Here is an 11,748-nt window from a genome sequence, read left to right as displayed (position 1 = left end):
TTCGCCACCTCCTCCTTGCGGGAGATGTCGCGCTGGACCCGGCGGATCTCGTGCAGGGTGCGGGCCAGGTGGCGCGGATTGTCGATGGTCTCGGTCCCCGCGGGCGTGGCCACAGTGGCGAAGGTTTCCAGACCCCAGTCCAGACCGCCCAGTGTGTCTCCGCGTTGACGCGATGGTTCGCAGTTCAGCGTTACCGACGCGTACCAGCGCCCGTTGCGAGAAAACACCTCGCAGGTCTTCGGGGTGCCGGGAGTACGGGGTTTGCCCCGAATGGTCACCCTGCCAACGCCGGACAGGCGCAGGGTGCCGTGCTTCATCCGCTCGTTGGTAATCAGGCGCCAGCCATCGCCATGAGACTTGTACCCCCACCCCTTGAAGCGGTGCAGGGGCTTGAAGCGGGGGAACCCCGGCGTCTCGCCGTTTTTCACCCGGCGAAAGAAGTGCTGGAACGCCAGATCCAGGCGCTTGAGGGTGACCTGTTCGGACTGGGCGTTGAGGCCACGCAGGAGCTTCGATTGGGCACGCCACTCGGTCAGCCGCTTGCACTGGACCGAGAACCCCAGCGACTCCTGCCGCTCGCCCCAGGCCCGGCGCCGTTCGGCCAGTGCCTCGTTCCACAGCAGGCAATGGACCCAGCGTTGGTGCTCCAGGACAGCAAGCTGGGCCGTCGTGGGGTAAAGCCGGTATGTGACCTTGCGCTGGACCATGCCGCCAATATACAAGGAGTTTGCCGAACACCGGCAATTCATCACCGTCGGCGGTGCGCCACTCCCGATGCTGAAGCAGTATATCGAGCAACAGGAAGCCCCGGAATGATGGCGCTGCCCGCCATGCGCCGCTTCACCACCCCCTAAGACGCATAGCGGCTATAGGCGGAGCACTGCGGCGCGGATTGGTAGAGATGCGCGTCATGGCGAATCTTCGCGCGCAAGGCGCACTCCTACACGCGAAACCGCACCGCCTCGTAGCCGGGGACGGTAGGGCGGGTGGAGCGAAACGGAACCCGCCATCGTAGGAGGCCTGCCGCGCAGGCGAACCTTCGCGCGCGAGGCGCGCTCCTACAGCGCGCGGAAGCGCGCGCTGCGCAGGCGGTTCAAAGCCGCCATGACTTCCGCCAGGCGGGGCCGGGCCAGGTCGCCGTCCGGATGGCCGGCGAGACGTTCCCAATCCGCGGCCAACCACTGCGCCACCCGCTCCGCTGGGGCCTCGATCCACTCACCCCGCTCGCTGGCGAGGCGCTGGAGGACCCGCGCGATACCCCGCACCTGGCTCGGGTCCACCAGCTGCTCGACGGCCCGCAGGTCCACATCGTCGCGGCCGTAGACCAGGGTATCCACGCCGCGCACCTTGGTCTTGACCTTGCCCTTCGGGTCCGCCGGGTCCACGGATTTCGGTCGCAGCGCCCGCGGCCGGGGTGCCGCCAGCGGCGCCTCGCCCTCCTCCCGCCGGCCATCGGCATGCTCGGCGGCGATGCGGTGGGCCTCATCGGTGACGTCCCGGGGCAGGTAGTCGTGCATCTGGATGACGGTATCCGCGTGGGCGAAGTAGTCCCCGGAGCCGCCCATCACCAGCACCGTGGACACCCCCAGGGCGTCGCGGAGCTCGCGGATGCGGTCGACGAAGGGGGTAATGGGCTCGTCGCGCTTGGCCACCAGGGCCTGCATGCGCTCGTCGCGGATCATGAAGTTGGTAGCGGAGGTGTCCTCGTCCACCAGCAGGCTCGCGGCGCCGAGCTCCAGCGCCTCCTGCAACGCTGCCGCCTGGCTGGTGGAGCCCGAGGCGAGCTCGGTCTCGAAGGCCTCGGTGGACTTGCCGTAGGGCAAGTGGTTGATGAACGGGGAGAGGTCGACGTGGTGCACCGCCCGGCCGTCCTCGGCGCGGATCTTCACCGCCATCGGATCGGTGACCACCTGCTCACGGCCGTCGCCGGGGATGTGGTCGTAGACACCGAGCTCCATGGCCCGCAGCAGGGTGGACTTGCCATGGAAGCCACCGCCGACGATGAGCGTTATCCCCCGGGGGATGCCGAGCCCCGTCACCGCCCCGGCGTTGGGCGCCTCCAGGGTCACCGCGAGCGCCTCCGGCGCGGCAAAGGCGATGGCGTCGGCCAGCGGCCGGTCGTCCACGCCGGAGCGCCGCGGCAGCACCGCCCCGTCGCCGACGAAGGCCACCAGGTCCCGTTCGGCGAGCTGGCCGCGCAGGGCCACCTGGTCCTCGACCACGTCACAATGACGGGCGAGCGCGGCCTCGTCGCGGTGCTCCGGGGCCAGGGCCTGCGCCACCGCCGCCGGCACCGCCTTGCAGAGCAGCGCCTCCGCCTGACGGCCGAGGATGGTCCGCCCGCGGGCCGGGAGGTTGAGGGTGAAACGCAGCTCCACGCCCTCGTCGGTGAACAGGCAGGCGGTGCGGTCCAGCACCGTCTGGGCGCCGGCGTCGATGGCCAGCGCGCGCTCGTCGCGGACCGCCCGGCGGAAACCGCGGGCCAGCCAGTCCCGGGCCGCCCGGGCCCGATCGCCGCCGCGCGCATCCTCCGGCAGCGCCGCCCGGGCCCAGGGCATCACCGCCCGCAGCCGCGACGGCGCCGCGTAGGGGTCGCCCTGGACGTGGTCGATGATCAGCGTGAAGTCCTCGAAGGCGTAGCGCCCGAGGATGTCCCGGTAGGCCTTGTAGCCCTTGCCGTCGATGCGCGAGAGCGTGGACTGCAGCGCGCCCATGGTTGGTGTTCCTCCCTGCCGGCGAGACGGCGCTCACCGTGCCACAAGCGCGGGGCGAACCGAAGGGTGGGCGCCGGCAGTGCACGGATTTGGGGGCCGACTCTTTAGGGCGCATTCTGGGGGTAGTCCACACATCGCGCGGGGAGAGCGTCCGCATCATCTCCGCGCGCAAAGCAAGCCGAAATGAGGCGAGCAATTACCATGCGTAATGAGTACGATTTCAGCAAGGGGAAGCGCGGCCCGGCCGTTGAGCCTCCCGGCAAGACCCGCATCACGATCATGCTGGATAACGATGTGATCGAGGCCTTCCGCAAGCGCGCGGAAGCACGCGGGATTGGTTATCAAACTGCGATCAATGAGGCCCTGCGGGCAGCATTGGATGACGAAAACATGCCATTGACGGCGGGAAGGCTGCGGGAGATTCTCCGTCAAGAGCTTCACCACGCAAACTAGCGCGCCGTTCACGCGTGCGATAACGCGGCCCTATACTCTCCTCAAGGACAAGTGGGGCTTGGACATGCCGGCACCCGCACGACCCACACGCTTGTACGACGCCATCGAGGCCCTCCCCGAGGGCGTCACCGGTGAGCTGATCAACGGCCAGCTCCACACCCAGCCGCGGCCGAGCGGGGCGCATGCCGCCGCAAGCTCCAATCTCGGTGCCGAGCTGTTGCCCCCGTACGCCCGCGGCCGTGGCGGCCCGGGCGGCTGGTGGATCCTCGACGAGCCGGAGGTCCACTTCCGGCGCGACACCGAGGTCCTCGTCCCCGACCTCGCCGGCTGGCGCCGCGAGCGCATGCCCGAGCTCCCCGAAGACCAGCGCTTCGAGGTCGTCCCCGACTGGGTCTGCGAGATCCTCTCCCCGGCCACCGAGAGCCGCGACCGCGAGGTCAAGCTCCCTGTTTACGCCCGCTACGGCGTCCCCCACGCCTGGCTCATCGACCCCCGCACCCAAGTCCTGGAGGCCTACGCGCTCGACGACGGCGAGTGGCGGCAGGTCGCGTTGTCCCACGCCGAGGACACCGTCACCGCCGAGCCCTTCCCCGAGGCCGGCTTCCGCCTCGGTGACCTGTGGCGGTAGTGCCCGCGTCGTCGAGTAACGGTTTGAGGTGGACTTGGACATGGACGCCTTCTTCCCGTCCGTGGAAGTGCTGCGTGGCCTAGAGATCGCCGGACGTCCCACGCGGTGGACGGCCGGGGGACCACTAGGTCGTGACCGGCCGCACGCCGTGCTCCCGCCCGCCTAGCCGAGAACATCCTCCGCCCGGCTGGCAGTGAGGATGCGCTCCGACCACTCCAGCAGCGTCTCGGCATCCGCGGACTCGATGCGCTCGCGTTGCTCCGGCGCCAGCGGCCCGAACCGGTGCTCCATCAGCCGAAGGAGCACCGCCGCCTCTCCCTGCTGAAGCCCCTGCTCTAGCCCCTGCTGCGTGAACCGCTCGGCGAATGTGCTCATGGCGTCCACCTCGTCGGCGTAGTGCCGTTGGAATTGCTGTCGTTCATTATCATTCCGCGGCCAATGGTGCAAAACCTGCCTAGCGTCTCAACATTCCACCGACGATAAACGCACCTCGACCCCGCAACCCTTGCGCGGCGGACGGTGAGTCTGACGCTCACCCCTCGCCGTCGAGACCCAGGAGCCGGACGCGCTGGAGCGTTTCCTCGCTGAAGCGAGCGAGCTCCTCATCGGTCCACAAGCCGAGGCGGCGGATGATCGCGATCTGCTGCCACGCGATCGAGCGGGCGGGGTTATCAAAGGCGTACGCCATGTCGTCATTGATCGCGTGCAGGCGGTCATAGACCGTGAGGTAGCGCTCATGGTTGGTCATGCCGTCATCGGTGCCTGTACACAGGCTCGCGATCTCGTCGAGCGCGCGGCGGCAAAAGCGGTCCAGGGCTTTCTCACGCAGGTCGCGGAAGACTTTCCAGTCTCGTTCGGGGATGCGGCTGCGCATAGCGATACTCCCACATGCGATGATAGTGAACGTTGCCCGTCAACGCCCGTCCCCCGCCTGGGGACGTCGCCCCCACGGCCGGCGACCATACTCGACGTACCGGCCCAGACCGGACACAGTCAAGGTTAGGACATGCCCCGCATGACCACCCGCACCATCATGCACCTGGACATGGACGCCTTCTTCGCCTCCGTGGAGCTGCTGCGCCGCCCGGAGCTCGTTGGCCAGCCCGTGGTGGTGGGCGGCCGAGGCGACCCCAACCGCCGCGGCGTGGTCTCCACCGCCACCTACGAGGCCCGACAGTACGGCATCCACTCCGCCATGCCCCTGCGCCGGGCCCTGGCCCTGTGCCCCCACGCCGTATTCCTCCCGGTGGACCTGGCCGCCTACCGCGCCGCCTCCGAGCAGGTCTTCGCCCGCCTCCGTGAGCTCTCGCCCCGCCTGGAGCCGGTGGGCCTGGACGAGGCCTACCTGGACATCAGCCACCGCGACGAGCCGCCCCGGGCCCTCGGCGCGCAGGTCAAGCAGGCCATCCGCGAGGCCACCGGCCTGACCGGCTCCGTGGGCCTCGCCCCCAACCGGCTGCTCGCCAAGATCGCCTCGGACCTGGAAAAGCCCGACGGCCTCACCGAGCTAACCGTCGACGACGTGCCCCACCGCGTCTGGCCCCTGCCCGTGCGCACCCTCCACGGCGTCGGCCCGCGCACCGGCGAGCGCCTGAGCGGCCTGGGCATCACCACCATCGGCGAGCTGGCACAAACACCGGTCGAACGCCTGGCCACCGTCTTCTCCCCCGGCCACGCCCGGGACCTCCACGAGCGCGCCCACGGGCAGGACGACCGCCCCGTCGCCCCGCGCCGCCGGCGCAAGTCCATCGGCCGCGAGACCACCTTCCAGACCGACTGCCGCTCCAGCGCCCGCCTCGCCCACCTCGCGGAGGAAATGCTGGAGGGCCTGCTGCCCCGGCTCACCGAGCGCGGCCTGCGGGCGCGCACCGTGACCGTGAAGGTCCGCTACCGGGACTTCGTCACCCACACCCGCTCGCGCTCCCTGCCCACGCCCACCGACGACCGGGACGCTCTCGCCGCCGCTGCGGACGCCTGCCTGCGCGAGCACCGCCTGCACCGAGCGGTGCGACTGCTCGGCGTGACGCTATCCCAGCTCAGCGACGCCCCGGCGGAGGGCCAGCAGCTCTCCTTCGTCTGACGCGCAACTAACGATGGAGTGACGCGGCACGTCAGTCGCGTATTGACAGGTGCCGCCACGGGTCACCTCGAGCCCGCGATCAGTCCTCAAAGATCATCACGCAGGAAAGGTGAGACCCGTCGATCCCCCCGCCACGACAGGCCCCGTCGCTGGGAACCGACGGAAGTGGCGCAGATGGCCCGAACCTTGCTTCAAGTCAATCGAGCACCGGGGCAGGACCGATATAAAGGGGCCACCGGCTCGCCGGGCACAGGGCACCGGGAACACAAGCTAGCTGACCAATAAGGAGTCCATCATGAAACGGACGCAACAGGGTTTCACCCTCATCGAACTGATGATCGTCGTGGCGATCATCGGCATCCTCGCCGCCATCGCCATTCCGGCATATCAGGACTATGTCGCTCGTTCCCAAGTCACGGAAGGGTTGAATCTTGCGAGCGGTCAGAAGACGACCGTAACAGAGTTCTATAATACAGAAGGCACCTTCACGGGTGCGGACAGCGGCAGTGCCGGAATCCCAACCGCCACCGACGTCAGCGGTGAGTACGTGGAAAAGGTGGCAGTATCTAGCGGCGTCATTACGGCAACATTCAACTCCTCTGGGGTCTCCGCCCCGCTCCAGGGCAATAGTGTCTCCCTGAGCCCAGTAACGAATGTGGGCTCAGTTGAATGGACCTGCAAATCCAGCAATATCGATGCCGAATACCTTCCGCAACGGTGTCGGTAAGTAAGGAATTCCTGCAGTGAACACCGGCAGACTCTGACGAGCGCTCCCTCTGTCGCTATTAGGGCTGTTTCCGATGGGAACAGCCCTCATTCAGGGTATACAACCAAATGCCAACCAAGCGGCATTCCCGCGACTACATTGTTTTTTCAGCGGTTGCCTTATGCCTTGGTCTCCTGGTGCTCCTCGCATATCGCCCGGGTCTCCAAGGACCTTTCCTGTTTGATGATTTCGCATCACTCTCTACACTCGGCGCCACGGGCGAAATCGATACGCTTGCAGAACTTCGGCGATACCTCGCGAGCGGGACCGCTGGTCCAACGGGTCGCCCATTCGCCCTACTAAGCTTCTTAATCGACGATTACAGTTGGCCTAGCAACCCGTACTCCTTTAAACGCACGAACCTCCTATTACATCTTCTGAACGGCGTTTTCCTTTTCTCCATCGTCCGACTCTTGTTACATTCCCAAAGTCCGACGCACACCACCCGCCCCGTTTTAATCCCCGGCTTTGTTACCTGTTTCTGGTTGTTCCACCCCCTCCTGGTTTCCACCGTTCTCTATCCCGTGCAGCGGATGACCATACTCGCCACCCTGTTCGTCCTCGTCGGCATTCTCATTTACCTCGTTGGGCGGCGATGCGTTCGTACTAAACCGGCCGTCGCCGCAATACTCATGACCCTAGCCATAGCAATATTCACACCACTTGCCGCACTTTCGAAAGAAAATGGCGCCATGCTACCGCTCCTCCTCTTCGTTATCGAATGCACTTTCATACGCGGCAGCCCATCCCTACTCTGGTGGCAGCAGCTCCATCGTCATATCCTGCTCACATTGCCCTCAGCAGCCATCCTTGGGTACCTTATCTCATACGCAGTCCGAGTTTGGCCGAACAATGGCGCCTATGCCGATCGTGCTTTTAGCCTTCCGGAGCGGCTACTAACACAAATTCACGTACTCGGCTCGTACCTACAGAATTGGTTTCTACCCGGCACGAATTATCGCGGCCTTCTAGGAGAATTCCCGATTGCCAGCACACTGGAAAACCCGGGAACCTTGTTCGGCCTTTCACTGCTCATCGCAATCACGGCGGCCGCACTCCATTTTCGAAGAACCCTTCCGCTTTCGGCTGGTGCTTGGTTATTTTTCCTCACTGGTCACGTCGTTGAGTCGACCGCTATCCCGTTGGAGCTGTATTTCGAGCACCGGAACTACCTCCCTACGCTCTTCCTTGGTTTCCCTATAGCGGGTATAGTTTTATGCGCCCTCAATAACCGTCTGCTTCAGCAGATCATATTAATGACCATTTTGGCCATCTTACTAGGTCTGACTTGGGACCGGGCGTCCCTATGGGGAGACCCGACGAACTTGCATGTCTATTGGGCCGAAAGGCATCCCTACTCCCAGCGCGCACAGCGCGCGGCGGCCCTAGAGCTAGAACGCACAGGACAACTGAACGAAGCGTACCAGTTACTACAGGGTGGGATCACCCGTATGCCCGATAACGCGGCGCTACACCTACATCAACTCGCCCTGCTCTGCAAATATGCCCCCGAGCGAACGGTCAACAAAGTATTCGCGCAGACCGTTACCGGAGTTCGCAATGGCACGTACGAACCGGGCACCTTTACCCTGCTGCGTCAACTCGTGCAGTCCATTACTGGCGGGCGATGCGATGGACTGGGACCTACGGACGCCGGCATCCTGCTTGACGCCGTGGCGGCTGGGCAGACCCCTGAGCAAAGTCGCTTTACGAAATTCCAGATCGCCCACACCCGCGCCGTAGTAACACTAAAGGCGGGAAATATCGGCGTCGCCGCGGACCTTTTTCGCGATGCTTTCGAACTCCGTCCGCACCCGGAGACGGGCCTCCAACAGGCTGCTCAACTAGCCACGGCCGGAGCACTGGACCACGCATTGGACCATTTGGCTCTTGTAAAGTCACACGTTCGTAGAGGGCAAACTCTGAATAATGTCATCGGCCCGAAAATATGGCTGCGAGACATTCAGCACTTAGAAAACCAGATTCGGGTAAACGGCGAAACTCAACAATAGAAACTGAATCATCGCCTCGGGCCACACCGCACGAACAACACCACGTCACAGGGCGAGCCAAACCCTAAAGGTTTCCCATGAACTTCGTCGCAGAAAAGCTATCTGTAGTTATTCCGGCAAAGAATGAATCTCGTAACCTGCGTCCTTTGATTTCCAAAATCAAAGAAGTGCTTGACCGGGAGTCGGAAATCATTGTCGTCGACGATGGGTCGAACGACCAAAGCGGGTCAATAGCTGAAGAAATCGGAGCAAAACTTATTTCAAGGGCGTACTCGTCCGGAAACGGCGCCGCGATCAAATCCGGGGCGCGCCGCGCCAGAGGCGATGTTATTATTTTTATGGATGGGGACGGACAGCACGATCCGAATGATATTCCGCGCCTACTTCATGTAGTCGCGACAGGTTCTGACATGGCCGTCGGCGCCCGACGTAGTGGCTCCCAAGGGAGCATAGGCAGGAGATTCGCGAACGCATTTTACAATCGTCTAGCTAGCTATATGACCGGTCACCGTGTTCAGGATCTAACCTCTGGGTTCCGCGCAGTGCGGGCAAACAAATTCCGCGAGTTCCTATACCTACTGCCCAACGGATTCTCGTACCCGACCACCATCACTATGGCGTTCTTCCGGGCAGGCTATAGCGTGGAGTATGTCCCCATCACCGCCGCAAAGCGCGAAGGCAAAAGTCATATCCGTCCGCTCCACGATGGGCTCCGTTTTTTGGTGATCATCTTCAAGGTTGCGACGCTGTACTCTCCACTGAAGATATTCGTTCCGGCCAGCGCCGGAATGTTCGGGTTGGGGCTGGCGTACTACGGCTACACGTACCTTACCCAAGGGCGTTTCACCAACATGTCGGCACTCCTGCTGACCACTGCTGTCCTCGCCTTCCTGATTGGCCTGGTCTCGGAACAGATTACTCAACTGATGTACAAGGACTGATCACTCCCTGTGCGTACCACGGAGGCACGTAGACCATGATCTTACGGCCATTGTTTTTCATTTGTAGTACAATACGCGACGACGCCTCCGCGTATGCATGCAGACGGCCCGGCGAATTGGCCTTCCACTTCGCGTTTCCTAACTATGCACGTGTCTCAAGAGGTGCCATGCATTGACCATACATTCCGGGAATGGCGCGTCAGCAGCACCCGGGCTCACAGTAGCGCTCATGCGCATGCCCACTGCGCCGAAGAGCAATCGAGTTGGCCGCCCAGGCAGCGCCATAATAAGGACGAGATTACTCCCTTATGTGTAACAATCGCGCCCGAAACGGAGCCCGCCCCGACCCCTCCTACCACGCTAGGCGTAAGACCCGATCTCTCCACATGGGCAGCCACATTGCCCGCCATTTAGACAGTCAGGTACGCACCTTTCTCGATATCGGATGCAACTCAGGCGCAGTTAGCAGCAATTTGCTCTACGCAGGAAAAGTCACCCACGCAACAGGCATCGACCTAAGCGGAAACGCGCTCCCCGCTGATCTCACCAATGATGAGAATTTTCGGTTTATCGAAAGCGACGTAACCGAAATTCCCTTGATTAATTACTATGACGCCGCCTTCTATGGCGCAGTACATCACCACATAGTAAAAACCTACGGACTAGGCATTGCCTTCCAAACACTCATTTCCATAGCTGAGCACTGCCGCCTGCAATTATTCTTCGAAACTGGAAGCCTCAAAGAGGGGCCCCGATGGGGATGGCAACGGGTTTTGAGTGAATACTTCAGTACCGACGAAGAGCATCACACAGCACTGCTCCGTCTTCTATCGCCCCGTGTTGCCTCCTTTCGCGTAATAGGGCGTTTCCCTATGCACGGAGTTCGCCGTTATCTTTTGTGCATCAACCTCGGAGAAAAACCTCAGACTAACGAAAGAAAAAAAATCGTTGAACAAAATATAATTCCCAACGATTTATATCGCGGCGCTCCAAGCTACACTAGATCGGTAGGGTCAAAACGTCAAAAACTTCGTTTATACGAATCTAAGGACACTCCAGCTTCCGGGGTGATATTTAAGTTCGTAACGGCGGCGGACGGAAAGCGCTATGTTACAAAACGCCGCCCTCTATTCAAGCATGTCGATAGAGTCGAGTATTCTATCGGCACCCAAGCCTCTGGCAAGTTTACCGTTCAACCTCTTGCACGTATGCCTGACGGCGCATTAGTTTTTCCCTTCATCCCAGGAAGCAGCATTACGGATTGGCTAAGAAAAAGCACACCCCGAAAAAGCCGGGACACAGTTGCGTCGATGCTCATCGAGGCGCGGCGTCAATTGCGCAATCGAATCGTGGACGTCCACGATTCTTCTTTTCCGCACATAAATAACGAACCAGTATTCAACGTCATTGACCTCCACCCTCGAAACATCCTTGTAACGGAAACGACGCCCCCACGAGTACACATTATCGATTTCGAGGCACATTCTAAATACAGTGCAGCGAGAAACGACATCCGCCTGGGACGGATTCTTATTCGAATGAGGTGCCGCCCTTTTATGGCGTCGTTTACTTTATTTAGCGGGATAATAAGAAGCGCGTTTTGGGTAACGCTAGCGACGTTTTTACCTTTTGAGGAACGTGTTATGGACCGAAAGCCTTCTTTGTTATCGCTGCTGATAGTAAAGTCCAGATTCGTTATAGAGACGCCGTTATTGCGGTTGTTTCCTTTTCTTAAGGAATAGTTTTTACTTTTTTGGCCGCGGTCGCATTCGGACGGAACAACTATTACAGCCGGGAGGACCACTGGCTACTCTCTAGTCGGCCCTGAAAAACTCACAACCCACTGATATGGCGTAGGTTGGGTCATTTCCCGGCATTCTGAAATTGCCGGTTTTTGGTATCCTCAGCGCAGTTTCCCTGCAATAACGGACGGTGTTGGATGGGGCCTCGGGACGAGCGGCACGCGCCACAGGACGATCTCTTCCGCAGTGAGCTGGCGAACCTGATCGATCCGCGTCACCCGCTGGTGAAGCTGGCTGATCGCATCGACTGGTCGGTGTTCGAGCGCGAGTGGAGCGAGCTCTTTGCCTCCCCGACGGGTCGGCCCGCCGCGCCGCCACGGCTCATTGCCGGATTGCTGTATCTGCAGCACGC

General features: G+C 62.0%; 12 protein-coding genes and 1 pseudogene. 9 read left to right on the top strand and 4 right to left on the bottom strand.

Translation table 11 applies throughout. The features are described 5' to 3' along the window. The coding region (locus tag ACQ754_RS16705; RefSeq protein WP_440998183.1) for an RNA-guided endonuclease InsQ/TnpB family protein at nt 1-707 on the bottom strand (707 nt) is incomplete at its 3' end. A gap of 351 nt (nt 708-1,058) precedes the next feature. Beyond that, entirely contained in the window at nt 1,059-2,714 is a 1,656-nt protein-coding gene (locus tag ACQ754_RS16700; RefSeq protein WP_440998182.1) for an ABC-ATPase domain-containing protein, read from the bottom strand. A gap of 5 nt (nt 2,715-2,719) precedes the next feature. Between ACQ754_RS16700 and ACQ754_RS16695 the strand changes: the two genes are divergently transcribed. From ACQ754_RS16695 to ACQ754_RS16685, 3 genes are all read left to right on the top strand, one after another. Continuing rightward, nucleotides 2,720-2,923, top strand: a complete 204-nt coding sequence (locus ACQ754_RS16695; protein ID WP_440998181.1) for a BrnT family toxin — start codon at nt 2,720-2,722, stop codon at nt 2,921-2,923. Continuing rightward, nucleotides 2,916-3,167 carry a BrnA antitoxin family protein gene (locus tag ACQ754_RS16690; protein WP_440998180.1) on the top strand — a complete coding sequence of 84 codons (252 nt, stop codon included), beginning with the start codon at nt 2,916-2,918 and terminating at the stop codon, nt 3,165-3,167. Before ACQ754_RS16695 ends, ACQ754_RS16690 begins: the two co-directional genes overlap by 8 nt. A 64-nt stretch (nt 3,168-3,231) precedes the next feature. Further along, the gene (locus tag ACQ754_RS16685; protein ID WP_440998179.1) at nt 3,232-3,795 is read left to right on the top strand and encodes a Uma2 family endonuclease; all 564 of its coding nucleotides are present in this window, start codon (nt 3,232-3,234) and stop codon (nt 3,793-3,795) included. A gap of 162 nt (nt 3,796-3,957) precedes the next feature. On the opposite strand, the gene ACQ754_RS16680 is transcribed toward ACQ754_RS16685, so the two are convergent. Together ACQ754_RS16680 and ACQ754_RS16675 are read right to left on the bottom strand one after the other, a co-directional pair. Next, nucleotides 3,958-4,170, bottom strand: coding sequence for a DUF4351 domain-containing protein (locus ACQ754_RS16680; protein ID WP_440998178.1), 213 nt, complete (start codon nt 4,168-4,170; stop codon nt 3,958-3,960). Between the two features lie 157 nt (nt 4,171-4,327). Further along, entirely contained in the window at nt 4,328-4,669 is a 342-nt protein-coding gene (locus tag ACQ754_RS16675; RefSeq protein ID WP_440998177.1) for a hypothetical protein, read from the bottom strand. A gap of 141 nt (nt 4,670-4,810) precedes the next feature. Between ACQ754_RS16675 and dinB the strand changes: the two genes are divergently transcribed. The 6 genes and pseudogenes from dinB to ACQ754_RS16645 all read left to right on the top strand — a co-directional run. Further along, a complete protein-coding gene (gene dinB, locus ACQ754_RS16670) occupies nt 4,811-5,875 on the top strand; it encodes a DNA polymerase IV (RefSeq protein WP_440998176.1) in 1,065 nt (354 codons plus the stop codon). Nucleotides 5,876-6,170: 295 nt separating this feature from the next. Continuing rightward, complete coding sequence (locus ACQ754_RS16665) at nt 6,171-6,602, top strand: pilin (RefSeq protein ID WP_440998175.1); 432 nt, start codon at nt 6,171-6,173, stop codon at nt 6,600-6,602. A gap of 107 nt (nt 6,603-6,709) precedes the next feature. Continuing rightward, nucleotides 6,710-8,653: a hypothetical protein gene (locus ACQ754_RS16660; RefSeq protein WP_440998174.1), complete on the top strand. Its 1,944-nt coding sequence runs from the start codon at nt 6,710-6,712 to the stop codon at nt 8,651-8,653. A gap of 77 nt (nt 8,654-8,730) precedes the next feature. Further along, on the top strand, nt 8,731-9,594 hold the full coding sequence (locus ACQ754_RS16655) for a glycosyltransferase family 2 protein (RefSeq protein WP_440998173.1): 864 nt from the start codon (nt 8,731-8,733) through the stop codon (nt 9,592-9,594). 386 nt (nt 9,595-9,980) lie between these two features. Further along, the gene (locus ACQ754_RS16650; RefSeq protein WP_440998172.1) at nt 9,981-11,336 is read left to right on the top strand and encodes a methyltransferase domain-containing protein; all 1,356 of its coding nucleotides are present in this window, start codon (nt 9,981-9,983) and stop codon (nt 11,334-11,336) included. 197 nt (nt 11,337-11,533) lie between these two features. Beyond that, a pseudogene (locus ACQ754_RS16645) lies at nt 11,534-11,748 on the top strand (IS5/IS1182 family transposase); the annotation flags it as partial.

It is taken from the genome of Arhodomonas sp. SL1 (genome assembly GCF_052060015.1).
Classification (GTDB): domain Bacteria; phylum Pseudomonadota; class Gammaproteobacteria; order Nitrococcales; family Nitrococcaceae; genus Arhodomonas.
The sequence above is the reverse complement of the archived record's forward strand: the minus strand, read 5'-3'. Positions and strand labels throughout refer to the sequence as shown.